This is a genomic window from Streptomyces sp. RLA012, assembly GCF_056270325.1.
This window is the reverse complement of sequence record NZ_JBWDPA010000002.1, coordinates 6,705,434-6,721,335: the sequence shown is the minus strand read 5'-3', so window position 1 is coordinate 6,721,335 and position 15,902 is coordinate 6,705,434. Positions and strand designations below refer to the sequence as shown.

The window sequence follows — 15,902 nt, the reverse complement described above, 5'->3', positions numbered from 1 at the left end:
AGGGGGCGGCCGCCGCCCCGCTCCGGTGGCGGCCGGGACGTCGGCTCAGCGGCGGCGGTTGGGCGCCTCAAGGGCCGGGTTGACCGCGTGGGCGTCGGCCGGCCTGATCGTGCGGCCGGGGGCGGCGATCTCGTCGATGCGGTCGAGGACCTCGGTGGACAGCACCCGGTCGGCGCAGGCCAGCTGGGCGTCCAGTTGCTCCATGGTGCGCGGGCCGATCAGCGCGCTGGTGACGGCCGGGTGACTGGTCACGAAGGCGAGGGACATCTCGATGAGCGACATGCCGTGTTCCTCGGCCAGGACGTAGAGCCGCTCCGCGGCCTCACGCTTGCGGATGTCGTCGGCGGTGGCCGGCGGCATGGGGCGCCCGGCCGCGAGCCGGTCCCGGTGCGACTGCTCGGCCACACCCCCGGGCCGGTACTTGCCCGACAGGAACCCGCTCGCCAGCGGACTCCACGTCAGCACCCCCATGCCGTACTTCCGCGCCACCGGCAGCACATCGGCCTCGATGCCGCGCACGAGGATCGAGTACGGCGGCTGCTCGGCGACGAACCGCGCGAGCCCGCGCCGCTCGGACATCCACTGCGCCTCGACCACCTCCGCGGCGGAGAAGGTGGAGGAGCCGATGTAGAGGATCTTGCCCGCGCGCCGCAGATCGGTCAGCGCCGACAGCGACTCCTCGATGTCCGTGGCCGGGTCGGGACGGTGCATCTGGTAGAGGTCGATGTGGTCGGTGCCCAGCCGGCGCAGGCTGTCCTCGACGGCTTTCACGATCCAACGGCGCGAACCGCCCTGCCGGTTCATGACCTCCGGCCCCTTCGACTCGCCCACCCTGGTGATGTCCCCCACCGGCAGACGGAACTTGGTGGCCAGGACCACCGCGTCACGGTCGACCCCCTTGAGCGCCTTGCCGACCAACTCCTCCGAGACACCACCGGAGTAGGCGTCGGCCGTGTCGATGAGATTGACGCCCGCGTCCAGGGCGCGCCGCACCATGGCGGTGGTCTCCGCCTCGGCGGTGTTCCCGAACGAGCCGAAGTTCATCGTCCCGAGAGCGAGCGAGCTGACCTGGACGCCGGTGCGGCCGAGGGTCCTGTACTGCATGGGGAGCCTTCCTTCGAGCAGAGGAATGCGCAGTGCATGCCTGACACCGCGACCCTACACGGGACTCATTGCCAATCTGACACTGAGTCCCAGATTGAATCGCGATCCGTTAACCTGACCCCATGCAGGCGAACCAGGCGAACCCCCCAACTCCCGAGGCACCTCCCAAGCCCTCCCTCCGCGAGCGCCAGCGCGCAGCCGTCCGCGCCGAAATCACCCTCGCGGCCATGGAGTTGTTCCTCACCCACGGATTCGACGAGACCACCGCCGACCAGATCGCCGAGAAGGCGGGCGTCTCCCGCAGCAGCTTCTTCCGGCACTTCCCGACCAAGGAGGACGTCGTCCTCGCCAGCTTCGCGAGCGCCGGCGAGCGCGTCCGTGACGCCCTGCGGGCCCGCCCGGCCGGCGAGTCCGCGTGGGAGGCCCTCGGTCACGCGGCCGCCGTCCTCCTGGACAGCTTCGTCGACGACCCCGCCCGCAGCCTGCGCGTCAGCGCCATGCTCAGCCACACCCCGTCCCTGCGCGCACGTCACATCGAGAAGCAGCTCCTCTGGCAGGAACTCCTCATCCCCGACGTACGCACCCGCCTCAGCGACGGCGACGGCGGTGCCACCGGCACACTGGACACCCGCGCCCGCGCCCTCGTCACCGCCGCCCTCGGCTGCGCGGACGCCGCGATCCACGAATGGGTGCGCGCGGAGGGTGCCGCCGACATCCTGGGCCTGTACGCCGATGCCCTCACCACCGTGCACGTCGGCGCACGCTAGACACGGCGAAGGGGCACCCCGCCACAACGCGGGGTGCCCCTCAGCAGATCAAGAGACCCGGGGTCGGATCAGACCTGTACCAGCTTCCGGTCCTCGTCCCTGCCTCCGTCGCCGGAACTCCGCCTCTTCTCCTCCGCCGAACGCAGCCCCTCGCCCTCGACGTCCACGTTGGGAAGCGCCCGGTCCAGCCACTTCGGCAGCCACCAGGCCTTCTTGCCCAGCAGAGCGAGCACCGCCGGGACGATCGCCATGCGGACCACGAACGCGTCGAAGAAGACGGCGATCGCGAGGCCGAAGCCGATCATCTTGATCATCGACTCGCTGGAGCCGATGAAGCCGGAGAAGACGGCGATCATGATGACGGCCGCGGCCGTGACGACCCTGGCGCCGTGCCTGAAGCCGGTCACGATCGCCTGGTGGGGCTTCTCCCCGTGGACGTACGCCTCGCGCATCCGGGTCACGAGGAACACCTCGTAGTCCATGGCGAGACCGAAGACGACACCCACCATGAAGATCGGCATCATCGACATGATCGGGCCGGTCTCCTCGACACCTATGAGGCTCGCCAGCCAGCCCCACTGGAAGACCGCGACGACCGCGCCGAGGGCGGCCATCACGCTCAGCAGGAAGCCGAGCGCCGCCTTCAGCGGGACCAGGATCGAGCGGAAGACCACGATCAGGAGCAGGAAGGCGAGGCCGACGACCAGCGCGAGATACGGGATCAGCGCGTCGTTGAGCTTCTGCGAGAAGTCGATGTTCATGGCCGTCGTGCCGGTGACCAGGACCTTCGCGTCGGTCGTCGTCGTGATGGTGCCGCCCGCGTCACGGATGGCGTGCACCAGGTCCTCGGTCTTGACGGAGGACGGCTTGGAGTCGGGGACGACCGTGATCGTCGCGGTGTCCCCGGCCTTGTTGAACGCCGCCGGGCTGACCGACACGACGTCCTTCATGCCCTTGACCGTGTCGGTGACCTTGGTGGCCGCGGCCTTGGGGTTGTCGCTGGACTTGCCGTCCACGACGAGCATGAGGGGACCGTTGAAGCCGGGGCCGAAGCCGTCGGACAGCAGGTCGTACGCACGGCGCTGCGTGGTCGACGTCGGCTGCGAACCGTCGTCGGGCAGACCCAGTTCGAGCGAGGCCGCCGGGAGCGCGGCGGCGCCCAGGCCGAGCACACCGAGCACCAGCACCGCGAGCGGACGGCGGACGACGAAGCTCGCCCAGCGGGTGCCCATGTTGGGCTTGCCCTCCTTCTTCACGGCACGCCCGCCACCGAGCAGCTTGCTCTTCTTGCCGGCCGGCTGGACCTTGCGGCCCGCGTAGCCCAGCAGGGCCGGAATCAGCGTCAGCGCGATCAGTACGGCGATGGCGACCGTGCCCGCCGCCGCGACTCCCATCTTCGTCAGCATCGGGATGTTGACGACCGACAGGCCGACCAGCGCGATCACGACCGTCAGACCCGCGAAGACCACCGCGGAGCCCGCCGTGCCGACGGCGCGTCCGGCCGCCTCCTCGCGTTCTCGGCCCTCGGCCAGCTCGGCCCGATAGCGGGAGACGATGAAGAGGGCGTAGTCGATGCCGACCGCGAGGCCGATCATCATCGCCAGGGTCGAGGTCGTGGTGCCCAGGTCCAGGGCGTTCGCGAGCGCCGTGATCGTCGAGACACCGATGCCGACGCCGATCAGCGCGGTCAGCAGCGGCAGCCCGGCCGCGATCAGCGAACCGAAGGTGATGACGAGCACGACCGCGGCGACCGCGATACCGATGACCTCGGTGGACCCGGTCTCGGGTGTCGCCTGGAGCGCGTCACCGCCGACCTCGACGCTCAGCCCGGCGTCCCGCGCCTGTTGCGCGGCCTCCTCCAGGGCGGTCTTCGAGGAGTCCTTCAACTCCATGCCGGACACCTTGTACTTCACCGAGGTGTAGGCGACCGAACCGTTGTCGCTCACCGCGTCGGACTTGAAGGGGTCGGAGACAGAGGTGACCTCGGACCCGTCGCCGAGCGCCTTGACGGTCTTCTCGACGGTCGCCTTGTTGGCCTTGTCCCCCATCTTCTCGCCGGCGGGTGCCTTGAAGACGACACGGGCGGTCGCGCCGTCGGCGCTCATCCCGGGGAAACGCTGTTCCAGCAGGTCGAAAGCTTTCTGCGCTTCGGTGCCGGGGATCGAGAAGGAAGAGGCGCCGGCGGCGGGCGCGGAGGCCGCGCCGACACCCGCCAGCGTCAGCAGCGCCACCCAGATCAGGACAGCGAAATGCCGCCGCCTGAAGGCGAGTCGGCCTAGTTCGTAAAGGAATGTGGCCACGAGGGCGTACTCCCGGTCAGGTCGTGGGATGGCAACAGGGCAGGGGAGATCAGCCCGACGACGTGAGCGGTCGCGTCAGGTGCAGACAGGCGTCGTCCAGAAGGGCGTCGTTACGGGGATGGCAGGCAGGCTCAGGCGCCGAGAGCGGGGAGGATCACGGCGTCGATGTACGAGGTGAGGAAGGCCTGAGTGGGTGGCAGCTGGTCGAGAATGCCGCGCACCGCGAAGGCGCCGAACATCATGTGCAGCACATAGTCCTGGGCGGGGTTGTCCGCCCGGATCTCACCCCGGTCGACAGCGCGCCGCAGAACTTTGCGGAGTGTCTCGATCTCCGGATCGATGATCCACTCCCGGAAGGCGCGCAGCAGATCCGGATTCCCGTGCAGCGCTGTGGCCAGACCCCGCATCAGCGCGGAGTTCTGCTCCATGTCACAGTCGTCCTCACGCCTCACCATCGCGTGGAAGTCGCCCTGCAGGGATCCAGTGTCGATGTCGCCGGCGGCCGGCTTCTCGTGCCGCAGCGCCCTCACGACGAGCTCGGCCTTGCCGCCCCACTGGCGGTAGAGGGTGGCCTTGCTGGACCGGGTGCGGGCGGCCACGGCGTCCATGGTCAGGGCGTCGTAGCCGACCTCCCGGAGCAGTTCGAGCACGGCCGCGTACAGCTCGGCCTCACGCTCGGGGGTGATCCGACTGCGACGCACCGTTGCGGCTTCAGTCATCCCACTCACCTCTCCACTCCGGACGACACGGTTTCGTACACCTATGAAGATACCCCGAGGATCAACGAAACGAAACCGTTTCGTACGTGTACTGCATCACGGCCCCGGCACGCACCCTGTCCATCACCCTGTCCATCACCCTGTCCACAAGTTGCCGCGTCCCGCCCAGGGGAAAAACATGGGTAGGTGAGCGACGAGTACGAGAACGCATCCGAATCCGGGTACCTGCGCTTCCCGCACCTCAGCGGCGACCGGTTGTGCTTCGTGGCCGAGGACGACCTGTGGGTGGCCCCCCTCGACGGGCCGGGACGGGCCTGGCGGCTCACCGTCGACCGGACCAAGGTGTGCCACCCCCGCTTCTCGCCCGACGGCAGACACATCGCGTACACGAGCTGGCACAGCTTCGTACCGGAGATCCATCTCGCGCCGGTGGACGGCGGCTCCGGCCGACGGCTCACCTACTGGGGCAGCGCGGACACCCAGGTCTGCGGCTGGTCGCCGCCCGACAAGGAGGGGCACAGCGACATCCTCGCCGTCGCCTCGCACGGCCAGCCCTTCTCGTACTTCACCTGGGCCTACTGCGTCCCCACCGACGGCGACCCCGGCGGCGCACTCCCCTGGGGTCCGGTCTCCGCCATCCAGGTCGCCGACATCGACGGCGAACGCAAGACGCTCCTGCTCACCGGCACCCCACCGCACGAACCCGCCTCCTGGAAGCGCTACCGGGGCGGGGCCACGGGCCGCCTCTGGCTGCACGGACGGCGGCTGCTCGCCGACCTCGACGGCCACCTCGACTCCCCCATGTTCGTCGGCGGCCGGATCGCCTTCCTCTCCGACCACGAGGGCGTCGGCAATCTGTACTCGTGCGCGTACGACGGCTCCGACCTGCGCCGCCACACCGACCACGACGCCTTCTACGCCCGGCACGCCGCCGGCGACGGCACGCGGGTCGTGTACGAGTGCGCCGGGGACCTGTGGATCGTCGACGACCTGTCCACGGACTCGGTCCCGCGCCGCCTCGACGTCCGCCTGGGCGGTCCGCGCGCGGGACGGCGTACGTACCAGGTGCCCGCGACCCAGCACGTCGACGCGCTCTCGGTGGACGAGACCGGGCGGGCCAGCGCCGTCGTCGTACGCGGCAGCCTGTACTGGCTCACCCATCGCGACGGCCCCGCGCGCACCATCGCGGACACCCCCGGCGTACGGGTCCGGCTCCCCGAGATGCTCGGCTCCGGCGGCCAGGTCGCCTATGTGACGGACGCGGACGGCGAGGACGCCGTCGAGATCGCCTTCCTCCCCCGGGCCTCCGGTGAACGCCGGCCGCGCCGTCTCGCCTCCGGCGAGCTGGGCCGCGTACTGGAACTGGTGTCCGACCCACAGGGCGAACGCCTCGCGATCGCCGCGAACGACGGCCGGCTGCTGCTCCTCGACGCCACCGAGGAGCCCGAGGAGCCCGAGGAGTCCGAGGAGTCCGAGGACACCGACGAACCCGACGCCACCGACGCCACCGACGCCACCGACGAACCCGACGCCACCGACGAATCCGGGGACACCTCCCGGACGGAGTCCGGGGAAGGTCAGGTCACGGAGCTGATCACCTCGATCAACGGGCCGGTACGCGATCTCGCCTTCTCCCCGGACGGCGCCTGGCTGGCGTGGTCGCACCCGGGCATCGGCCGCTCCCTGCGCCAGATCAAGATCGCGCGGATAAAGGACCGGCTGATCGTCGACGTCACCAACGGCCGCTTCGAGGACGAGAACCCGGTCTTCACCCGCGACGGCCGCTATCTGGCCTTCCTCTCCTGGCGCGGCTTCGACCCGGTGTACGACGTCCACACCGGCGACCTCTCCTTCCCGCTCGGCTGCCGTCCCTATCTCGTCCCGCTGTCCTCCGCCACCCCCTCCCCCTTCGCCCTCAACCCGGACGGCCGGCCGGTCGCCGGGGGCCTGGACCCGGTCGAGGACGAGGGCGCCGACGGCGCGGTGAGCGTCGAACTCGAAGGCCTGGAGAGCCGGGTGACCCCCTTCCCGGTCACCGCCTCCAAGTACTCGGCGCTGTACCCGGTCGCGGGCGGCGGCCTGGTGTGGCTGCGCTGGCCGATCTCGGGCGCGCTGGGCGAGACCTTCGCGAACCCCGACGACACCACCGGCCGGCCGACATTGGAGTTCTTCAACATCAGCAAGGCGAAGAAGTCCGAACTCGTCCAGCACCTGGACTCGTTCGCGGTGAGCGGCGACGGCTCGCGACTGGTCGTCGTGGACGAGGGCGACCTGCGTGCCGTCCCCTCCACCGAGAGCGGCGACTCCGACTCCACGGTCTGGATCGACCTGCGCCGCATCATCCACGAGGTGAACCCGCCCGCCGAATGGCGCCAGGCCTACGAGGAGGCGGGCCGCCTCACCCGCGCCTACTTCTGGGAACCCCGTATGTGCGGCATCGACTGGGACGGGGTCCTCGCGCAGTACCGCCCGCTGGTCGAACGCGTCGCGTCCCCCGACGACTTCGCCGACCTCCTGCGCGAGGTCCTCGGCGAACTCGGCACTTCGCACGCGTACGTCGCCGCCGCCCGCCGCAACGAGGGCCCGCCGCACTACCAGCGCTGGCAGGGCCTGCTCGGCGCCAACCTCGTCCGCCGCGACGGCGGCTGGATGCTGAAACGGATCCTCCCCGGCGACTCCTCCGACTCCAAGGCCCGCTCCCCGCTCGCCGGCACCGGCATCCGCGAGGGCGCGGTCCTCACCCACGTCGACGGCCGCCCGGTGGACCCGGTGACCGGCCCCTATCCCCTGCTCGCGGGCGCGGGCGGTACGACGGTGGAGCTGACGTTCGCCCCGGCGGCGGGCGGGGGCCCCTCACGCCGGGTCGCCGTCGTCCCGCTGATCGACGAGCGCCCCCTGCGCTACCAGGACTGGGTGGCCAAACGCCGCGAGGTCGTACGGGAGTTGAGCGGCGGCCGCTGCGGCTACCTCCACATCCCCGACATGGGCGGCTCGGGCTGGGCCCAGTTCAACCGCGATCTGCGCCTGGAGGTGTCCCGCCCGGCCCTGATCGTCGATGTGCGCGGCAACGCGGGCGGCCACATCAGCGAACTCGTCGTCGAGAAGCTCACCCGCACCATCCTCGGCTGGGACCTGACGCGCAGCGCCCAGCCGGTCTCGTACGCCTCGAACGCCCCGCGAGGCCCGATCGTCGCCCTCGCCGACGAGGCGACCGCCTCCGACGGCGACATGATCACCGCCGCGTTCAAACTGCTGAAGCTCGGCCCCGTGGTCGGTCAGCGCACCTGGGGCGGAGTCGTCGGCATGACCGGCCGCCACCGCCTCGGCGACGGCACCGTGATCACCGTGCCGATGAACGCGGCCTGGTTCGACGCGTACGGCTGGTCCATCGAGAACCAGGGCGTCCCTCCGGACCTGGCGGTCCTGCGCACCCCGCTGGACTGGGCGGAGGGCCGCCACGCCGAGATGGACACCGCCATCCAACTGGCCCTCGACCTCCTGGCCACCCACCCCCCGGCCTCCCCACCCGACTACACAAACGTCCCGGACAGATCAAGACCAGAACTCCCCCCGAGACCAACCCAGTAACCCAGTAACCCAGCAAGCCAACAAGAGGCGCACGCCCCCTTGGCTTTTCCCCACCCGCCGTCTCCAGAGGCACGGGGAACTGCACAACAAGCCTCCACCCACCGCCTTCAGGGGCGCGGGGAACTGCGCAACAAGCCCCCACCCACCGCTTTTAGGGGCGCGGGGAACTGCGCGACCAGCCCCCACCCACCCGCACCCGACAACGCACCGCACCACCCCGCCCCTCCCCTTCCCCTCCCCAAAACACAAGAACGGGGTGCCCTCCAAGAAGGAGGGCACCCCATCCCCGCTAAAGCCAAGCGCAGCGGCTACGCGTCGTAGTCCTGGTCAAGCCGGTCCTTCGCCTCCCGCTGCACACGCTCGGTCTCCGAGATCGACCGGTCACGCCCCTGCGGGGAGTGCTCACCCGGCCGCGAAGTCCGCTCGCCCTGCTGCGGGGAACGCTGTCCCTGCTGCGGGGAACGCTCCCCGGGCTGCGAGGAGCGCTCACTCGGTGCGCCCTTCTCCTGACCCATCTGGCCCATCTTCTTCTTCGCCTGCTGCTTCATCTGCTCGGCCTTGTTCTGCATCTGGTCCTTCTTGCCCATGAGGTTTCACTCCCGTTTGTGGGTGAGGGGAATCGGGCTCGACCAGACTTACACGCACGGACATAGCGCGCATTTCGATCAGTCACTCACGGTGAGATCCCTTGGCGCCGCTGCTCGTCGGCGGCCCCACCGGCCCCGACAAGTCCCGTTCCCACGCCCTTGAGCCGGGGCTCGAACCGCCGCATCTCCCGCTGCCCGACCGCCCCGATGATCGCGGGAAGGTAGCCCCGGACGCCCTGCATCCCGCGCAGCCACCACTGCGCGTACACATGGCTGGAGCGCCGCTCGATCCCGGCGACGATGCGGTCGACGGCCGGCCCCAGCGGATAGGTCTTGTTGGACGGCCACGGCAGCCGCTGGCGCAACTCGCGCATCACCTCGTCCTGATCGGCCCCGCGCACCATGTCGGTGTCGGTCCAGGACAGATAGCCGACCCCGACACGTACGCCCTTGTGACCGACCTCGGCGCGCAGGCTGTGCGCGTACGCCTCCACGCCCGACTTGGACGCGCAGTACGCGGTCATCATCGGGGCGGGGGTGATCGCGGCCAGCGAGGCGATCTGCAGCAAGTACCCCCGGCTCTCCATGAGTACAGGCAGGAACGCCCGCCCGGTGACCGCCGATCCGATGAGGTTGACCTCTATGACCCGCCGCCAGGCGACGGGATCCGACTCCACGAAGGGCCCGCCGTTCGCGACACCGGCGTTGGCGACGACGATGTCGACCTTCCCGAACCGCTCCTTCACCTCGGCCGCGACCCGCGTCATCGCCTCGTGGTCGGTGACATCGGCGTACCAGAAGCCGCTCTCGCCGTGCAGCCGATCGGAGACCTGCTTGAGCGCCTCCGGCTCCAGGCCCACCAGCGCGACCTTGGCGCCGCGCGCGGAGAGTTTGCGGGCGAGGAGTTCGCCGACGCCCCGCGCGGCCCCCGTGACGACCGCGACCTGTCCCTCCAGGCTCACCCTGCTCATGCGCCCTCCTTGATCTCTCCGTAGGTGGAAACGAGTTCGCGAATGCGGGAGGTGACCACGGCGGGCGCCTCCACCGGCGTCATGTGCCCGAGTCCGGTCAACTCGGTCAGTCCGACGCAGTTCGGCAGCGTCGCGACCAGGGCGCGCGCGTGCACCACGGGCGTCAGCCGGTCCGCGGTACCGACCACCACGGCCGTCGGTACCGCGAGTTCCCTTACGCCGTGGTCGAGATCGAGCAGATCGAGCACCCGCGACCAGGCGTGCCGCACCCTGCGCGGACATGCGTGCACGATCCGCGCGCACACCTCGACCATGCCCGGCGACGAACCGGCGCCCATGGTGGCGTACTTGAGGATCCGCCGGGCGACGGGTGTCACGGGCCCGAGCGGCGCCCGCGAGCCGAGGATCCGTCGGGTGACCTCGGTGCGCAGCCGTCCGGCGGGCATCGGCAGCACCCGCGCCTCGGCCACCAGCCGCGAACTGCCCGTGCTGCACAGCAGGGCCGCCACCGCGTGCTCCCGGAAGCGCGGCCGTGCCGAGGCCGCCATCAGGGTCATCCCGCCCATGGAGTGCCCGACGAGCACGGCCTTCTCGCCCGGCGCGAGGGTGGCCGCGAGCACGGCTTCCAGGTCGTCGGCGAGCGCGTCCGTGCTGCAGGTCCCACTCTCGGGACTGCGTCCATGACCGCGCTGGTCGTACGCGATCACCCGGTGATCGGCGGCGAGGTCCCGTATCTGCGCCGCCCAGAAGGCGGTCGAACAGGTCCAGCCGTGCGCGAGGACAACGGTGGGCACGGCCGGGCCGTCCGGGCCGTCCGTGCCGTTCACGGGGCCGTGCACCTCGACATGCAGCCGGGCGCCGTCGGCGGAGACGGCGGTCAGCTCGCGCGCGGGCGCGGGCGGCGCGTACGCCCCGCGCTCCGCCTGAGTCAGTCGGCTCACGCTCCGGCCTCCACCTTCTCGGCGCGCTGATCGCCGGAACTCCCGGTGCCCGGCCGGGGATTGCGCAGCACCTCGTACTCTCCCAGGTCCACCCGCCGTGTGGCGTTACGGAACTCGGTCGTCGTACCCGGCCAGATGGTGGTGTTGCGGCCGTTCGCGTCGAGGTACCAGCTCGTGCAGCCGCCGGTGTTCCAGACCGTGCGCTTCATGCGCTCCTGCACCTTGTGGTTCCAGCCGTCCACGGCGCCGGGCCGCGCGTCGAGGGCCACCCGCCCCCCGAGGACGTCCAACTGCCGTACATAGTCGGCCATGTAGTTCAACTGGGACTCGATCATCAGGATCATGCTGGAGGTCCCGAGCCCGGTGTTCGGCCCGATGATCGTCATCCAGTTGGGGAAGCCGACCGCGCTGGCGCCGCGCAGCGACTTCATACCGGTCCGCCACGCCTCCGCGAGGGTCTTGCCCTCCGCGCCGACGACCCGCTCCGCGATCGGCATGTCGGTGACGTGGAAGCCCGTACCGAAGACGATCGCGTCGACCTCGGCCGTGCTGCCGTCGGCGGCCACAAGGGTGGAGCCGTCGATCTTGGCGAGCCCGGAGGCCACCATGTCGACATTCGGCCGGGTGAGCGCCGGATAGTAGGTGTTCGACAGCAGGATCCGCTTGCACCCGATCCGGTAGTCGGGGGTCAACTTGGCCCGCAGCGCCGGGTCCTGTACGGCTCGTGCCATGTTCCGCCTGGCCAGTCGCTCGACGAGGCCCAGCTCGTCGGGCCGCTTGGTGAACGCCTGGACCTGCAGCTCCCTGATCCCCCACAACAGCCCGCGCCGGGCCCGCGTCGTGAAGGGCAGCTGCTTGTGCAGCCATCGCTCGGCACCGCTGATGGCCCGGTCGGCGCGGGGCAGCACCCACGGCGGAGTGCGCTGGAAGAGGGTCAGCCGGGCCACCTCGGGCTGGATGGCGGGCACGATCTGGATGGCCGAGGCGCCCGTGCCGATCACGGCGACGCGCTTGCCGCGCAGGTCGAAGTCATGGTCCCAGCGGGCCGAGTGGAAGACCTTGCCGGGGAAGGAGTCGATCCCGGGAACCTCGGGAATCCTGGGATCGGAGAGCGGCCCGGTCGCGGACACGACGACATCGGCGGTGAGAGACCCGCGACTGGTCTCGATCTCCCACCGGAGCTTCTCCCCGTCCCACGTCATCATCTTCACTTCGGAGTCGAAGTGCAGATGCGGACGCAGCCCGAAGACATCGGTGACGTGCTCCAGATAGGCCCGGATGTGCTCCTGCCCGGAGAAGGTGCGGGGCCAGTCGGGATGGGGCGCGAACGAGAACGAGTACAGGTGCGAGGGCACGTCGCAGGCACACCCCGGGTAACTGTTGTCCCGCCAGGTGCCGCCCACACTCCCGGCCCGCTCCAGCACGACGAAGTCGGTGACCCCTTCGCGACGCAGCCGCACCGCGGCCCCCAGACCGCCGAACCCGGACCCGACCACCGCCACCCGCACATGCTCGCGATCGGGCTCGTGCTCGCACTCCTGCTCGTACTCCGTCGTCTCGACCTTCCCGCCCACCCGACGCCTCCCTAGCCGTACGACTCCGCCAGTGAACACTGGCGCAATGGGGAGACTAGAGCAGCTCCGTACTGATGGGTAGGGTCCCGACCACGAAAGTTACCGACGGTACGACGTAGGGTTTCGCACGTGGCGGAGAAGCGTGAGTACCGGATGGAGGAGCTGGCCGAGGAGGCCGGCATCACCGTGCGCACCCTGCGCTTCTACCGGGAGCGCAAACTGATACCCCCGCCCCGCCGCGAGGGCCGTATCGCCTGGTACGACCACACGCACCTGGCCCGCCTGCGCACGATCTCGGCGCTGCTCGAACGCGGCCACACCCTCAACGGCATCGCGGAGCTGGCCGAGGCCTTCGACCACGGCCGCGACGTCGGGGAACTCCTGGGCCTGGGCGCGCCCACCGAGGAAACCCCCGTCCGCCTCTCCCCCGAGGAACTCGCCGACGTCTTCGGCGGCCAGGCCACCCCGGAGAACCTCGCCGCCGCCCTCGAACTCGGCTACCTCGGCATCGACGGCGGCGAGATCGTCCACATCAGCCGCCGTCTGCTGGACGTCTCGGCGGCCCTGGTCCGCGAGGGCATCCCCCTGGCCGACGTCCTCACCGCCGCCCGCCGCGTCCGCGACCACGCCGACGCCCTCGCCGAACTCTTCGCCACCATCGTCCTCGCGGAGAACCGCACGTCGGACGACCTCAAACGGCTGCGCCCACTGGCGAAGAGCGTGGTGGAGGCGGAAGTGTCGATGGCCCTGGACCGCCGCCTCAGCCGACGCCTCCAGAACCCCACTTCCTGACGGTTCACCCCATCGAGGTACTTCCCGTTCCTGTCATCCTGGGGTCGGCAAGCGCAACCGCACACTCGTGTCCGCCGAGGGCGCTACTCGTGTCCGCAAAGGGCACTCCGGAAGGCTGCACCGTGCCGATCCGACACGGCACACCCCGCAGCCGTCAGCCGTCAGCCGTCACCTCTCGAAGACCACGGTCACCGGCGCGTGGTCCGACCATCGCTCCTCGTGGCTGACAGCCCGCTCCACGACCGCCTTGACCGCACGTCCGGCGAGCCCCGCCGTGGCGACAACCAGGTCGATCCTCCAGCCTGAATCGTTCTCGAAGGCCCGACCGCGGTACGACCACCACGAGTACGGCCCCTCGACATCCGGGTGCAGGGCGCGCACGACATCGACGTACCCCCCGTCACCTTCGTCGAGGACCCGCCCCAGCCACTCCCGCTCCTCGGGCAGGAACCCGGAGTTCTTCTTGTTGGCTCGCCAGTTCTTGAGGTCGGCTTCCTGGTGGGCGATGTTCCAGTCCCCGCACACCACCACCTCACGCCCGTCGGCGGCGGCGCGCTCGCGCAGCTCCTTCAGGTAGGTGAGGAACTCGTCCATGAACCGGACCTTCTCGTCCTGCCGTTCGGTCCCGACCTCGCCGGAGGGCAGGTAGAGGCTGGCGACGGTGACACCGGGGAGGTCGGCCTCGATGTACCGCCCGCTGGAGTCGAACTCCGCCGATCCGAACCCGATCCGCACACGCTCGGGCTCACGCCGGGTGTACAGCGAGACCCCCGCGCGCCCCTTGGCGGCGGCGGGCGCGTGCACGACGTGCCATCCCTCGGGCGCCCGCACCTCCTCGGGCAGTTGCCCGGGCTCGGCCCGTACCTCCTGGAGGCAGAGCACGTCCGCGGAGGTCTCCGCGAGCCACTCGACGAAACCCTTCTTCGCGGCGGCCCGAAGTCCATTCACGTTCACAGAGGTAACAGTCAGCACCAGGGCACGATACTTAATCCGTTCCACTCAGCGTATGCATAGATGTACGCTGAAACGCATGAGTATCCGCACGGTCCCCTTCGACCACCCCGATGCCGTCAAGCTCAACGACCAGGTGCAGGCCGAATACGCCGAGCGCTACGGCGACGAGGGGGATGTCACACCGCTCGACGCGTCGATGTTCAGGCCGCCACTGGGCCTGTACCTCCTCGCCTACGACGAGCGGGACCGCCCGATAGCTTCCGGCGGCTGGCGCACCCAGGACAAGAACGACGAGGGGTACGCGGACGGCGACGCCGAGCTCAAGCGCATGTATGTGACCCCACAGGCCCGCGGCCGCGGGCTCGCCCGCCGCATCCTGGCCGCCCTGGAGGAGGACGCCCGCGCGGCCGGCCGCACCCGCATGGTCCTGGAGACCGGCACCAAGCAGCCCGAGGCGGTCGCCCTCTACTTCTCCAGCGGCTACGAGCCCTGCGCCAAGTTCGGCCACTACCGCTTCGACGAACTGAGCCTCTGCTACGCCAAGCCGCTGACCGCTCACTGAGGAGGCAGACGCCTGTCGGGCTGGCCAGATGGCTTGCAAGAGGCAGCACGGGTTGATGGTGGCCATCGAGGTTGCCGTGTCGACGAAGGCCGCCTGCGTGTCGCCACCGATGCCGGGATCGCCATGCGGGAGGTCGAGCCCCTGCACGGCCTGCGGCTGGACCAGCCGAGCCCGCTGCCCGAGGCGATCCGCACCGGCAAGCCGTATTTCATCCCCGACCGCGAGGATTACATGCGCCGCTGGCCGCATGGAGCCGGACTTCAGTGGCTCGCCCGGCTCGGCTCCGACTACCCCGTCTCGATCACCCCCCTCACTGAGACCGGCAATCAGCCACTCGGAACGTGGATGGTGTTCTACGCCAGCGGACACCGGCCGCCCCTGGATGAGTGGACCCACATGGGCACGCTGGCCGACCTGGCCGACCTGGCCGACCTGGCCGACCTGGCCGACCTGGCAGGCCAGGCACTGAGGCGTATCAGGTTGCAACAGGCACGAGTCGAGCCGGCCACGGCGCTGCAGCAGGCCATGCTCCCCACGCTGCCCGAGCACCTCGCGGGCCTGGAGGTCGCCGCCCGCTACCGACCGAGCCGCCACAGGCTGGACATCGGCGGAGACTGGTACGACGCCTTCGTCCTGCCCTGGCCGGCGCAGCCCTCCATGACGGACTGAACGCCGAGCAGACCGCCGACCGCGTCCTCGACGCCGCCGTCGCGGTGGACCACCTCGACGACGTGGCCGTGCTGGTCATCCGACGCGCATGACGGCGTCCTCGTCCTCACACACCCTTTGTACGAACCCCCGAGCCAGCCGCGGAACGTGTTCACCATCCGCCGTGGCACGCGGGTGGCGATGCAGATCCTTCGGCACAGCAAGATCGCGGTGACGACGGAGGTCTGAACGTACGTACCGTCAGAATCGACCCGGCAGGCACTTCGCAAGCTGGGCAAGCGCCTTGGCAAGCAAGATCGGAAGTAGTTGCTGTACTTCGCTGCCGCACGGCATGCCAAAGCCCCTGTCGGTGATCACCAACAGGGGCTTTGAGC

General features: G+C 70.0%; 13 protein-coding genes. 5 read left to right on the top strand and 8 right to left on the bottom strand.

Annotated elements, in window-relative coordinates; all coding sequences use genetic code 11:
• Positions 1-45: 45 nt before the first annotated feature.
• Positions 46-1,104 (bottom strand): aldo/keto reductase, encoded by a 1,059-nt coding sequence (locus tag RV986_RS30955; protein WP_475920531.1) that lies wholly within the window; start codon positions 1,102-1,104, stop codon positions 46-48.
• Between the two features lie 122 nt (positions 1,105-1,226).
• Here RV986_RS30955 and RV986_RS30950 point away from each other — a divergent pair, with 122 nt between their 5' ends.
• Positions 1,227-1,871, top strand: a complete 645-nt coding sequence (locus RV986_RS30950) for a TetR family transcriptional regulator (protein ID WP_475920530.1) — start codon at positions 1,227-1,229, stop codon at positions 1,869-1,871.
• Between the two features lie 68 nt (positions 1,872-1,939).
• Here RV986_RS30950 and RV986_RS30945 read toward each other — a convergent pair whose 3' ends face one another.
• Both RV986_RS30945 and RV986_RS30940 read right to left on the bottom strand, forming a co-directional pair.
• Entirely contained in the window at positions 1,940-4,171 is a 2,232-nt protein-coding gene (locus RV986_RS30945; RefSeq protein WP_475920529.1) for an MMPL family transporter, read from the bottom strand.
• 131 nt (positions 4,172-4,302) lie between these two features.
• The gene (locus RV986_RS30940; protein WP_475920528.1) at positions 4,303-4,890 is read right to left on the bottom strand and encodes a TetR/AcrR family transcriptional regulator; all 588 of its coding nucleotides are present in this window, start codon (positions 4,888-4,890) and stop codon (positions 4,303-4,305) included.
• Between the two features lie 186 nt (positions 4,891-5,076).
• Here RV986_RS30940 and RV986_RS30935 point away from each other — a divergent pair, with 186 nt between their 5' ends.
• The gene (locus RV986_RS30935; RefSeq protein WP_475920527.1) at positions 5,077-8,478 is read left to right on the top strand and encodes a S41 family peptidase; all 3,402 of its coding nucleotides are present in this window, start codon (positions 5,077-5,079) and stop codon (positions 8,476-8,478) included.
• Between the two features lie 308 nt (positions 8,479-8,786).
• Here RV986_RS30935 and RV986_RS30930 read toward each other — a convergent pair whose 3' ends face one another.
• From RV986_RS30930 to RV986_RS30915, 4 genes are all read right to left on the bottom strand, one after another.
• Positions 8,787-9,065 carry a hypothetical protein gene (locus tag RV986_RS30930; protein WP_475920526.1) on the bottom strand — a complete coding sequence of 93 codons (279 nt, stop codon included), beginning with the start codon at positions 9,063-9,065 and terminating at the stop codon, positions 8,787-8,789.
• An 86-nt stretch (positions 9,066-9,151) separates the two neighbouring features.
• Positions 9,152-10,036 carry an SDR family oxidoreductase gene (locus tag RV986_RS30925; protein WP_475920525.1) on the bottom strand — a complete coding sequence of 295 codons (885 nt, stop codon included), beginning with the start codon at positions 10,034-10,036 and terminating at the stop codon, positions 9,152-9,154.
• Entirely contained in the window at positions 10,033-10,977 is a 945-nt protein-coding gene (locus tag RV986_RS30920) for an alpha/beta fold hydrolase (RefSeq protein ID WP_475920524.1), read from the bottom strand. The genes RV986_RS30925 and RV986_RS30920 overlap by 4 nt, the downstream gene beginning before the upstream one ends.
• On the bottom strand, positions 10,974-12,551 hold the full coding sequence (locus RV986_RS30915) for a flavin-containing monooxygenase (protein ID WP_475920523.1): 1,578 nt from the start codon (positions 12,549-12,551) through the stop codon (positions 10,974-10,976). The genes RV986_RS30920 and RV986_RS30915 overlap by 4 nt, the downstream gene beginning before the upstream one ends.
• Before the next feature lie 153 nt (positions 12,552-12,704).
• Here RV986_RS30915 and RV986_RS30910 point away from each other — a divergent pair, with 153 nt between their 5' ends.
• Complete coding sequence (locus RV986_RS30910) at positions 12,705-13,343, top strand: MerR family transcriptional regulator (protein ID WP_475924495.1); 639 nt, start codon at positions 12,705-12,707, stop codon at positions 13,341-13,343.
• 168 nt (positions 13,344-13,511) lie between these two features.
• Here RV986_RS30910 and xth read toward each other — a convergent pair whose 3' ends face one another.
• Positions 13,512-14,315 carry an exodeoxyribonuclease III gene (gene xth / locus RV986_RS30905; RefSeq protein WP_475920522.1) on the bottom strand — a complete coding sequence of 268 codons (804 nt, stop codon included), beginning with the start codon at positions 14,313-14,315 and terminating at the stop codon, positions 13,512-13,514.
• 58 nt (positions 14,316-14,373) lie between these two features.
• Here xth and RV986_RS30900 point away from each other — a divergent pair, with 58 nt between their 5' ends.
• Positions 14,374-14,859 (top strand): GNAT family N-acetyltransferase, encoded by a 486-nt coding sequence (locus tag RV986_RS30900; RefSeq protein WP_475920521.1) that lies wholly within the window; start codon positions 14,374-14,376, stop codon positions 14,857-14,859.
• 123 nt (positions 14,860-14,982) lie between these two features.
• A complete protein-coding gene (locus RV986_RS30895; protein ID WP_475920520.1) occupies positions 14,983-15,528 on the top strand; it encodes a hypothetical protein in 546 nt (181 codons plus the stop codon).
• Positions 15,529-15,902 lie beyond the last annotated feature (374 nt).

Coding starts and splice junctions, on each gene's coding strand:
- RV986_RS30955 (WP_475920531.1), bottom strand. CDS start 1,104: ATGCAGTACAGGACCCTCGGCCGCACCGGCGTCCAGGTCAGCTCGCTC.
- RV986_RS30950 (WP_475920530.1), top strand. CDS start 1,227: ATGCAGGCGAACCAGGCGAACCCCCCAACTCCCGAGGCACCTCCCAAG.
- RV986_RS30940 (WP_475920528.1), bottom strand. CDS start 4,890: ATGACTGAAGCCGCAACGGTGCGTCGCAGTCGGATCACCCCCGAGCGT.
- RV986_RS30930 (WP_475920526.1), bottom strand. CDS start 9,065: ATGGGCAAGAAGGACCAGATGCAGAACAAGGCCGAGCAGATGAAGCAG.
- RV986_RS30925 (WP_475920525.1), bottom strand. CDS start 10,036: ATGAGCAGGGTGAGCCTGGAGGGACAGGTCGCGGTCGTCACGGGGGCC.
- RV986_RS30910 (WP_475924495.1), top strand. CDS start 12,705: ATGGAGGAGCTGGCCGAGGAGGCCGGCATCACCGTGCGCACCCTGCGC.
- RV986_RS30900 (WP_475920521.1), top strand. CDS start 14,374: ATGAGTATCCGCACGGTCCCCTTCGACCACCCCGATGCCGTCAAGCTC.
- RV986_RS30895 (WP_475920520.1), top strand. CDS start 14,983: ATGCGGGAGGTCGAGCCCCTGCACGGCCTGCGGCTGGACCAGCCGAGC.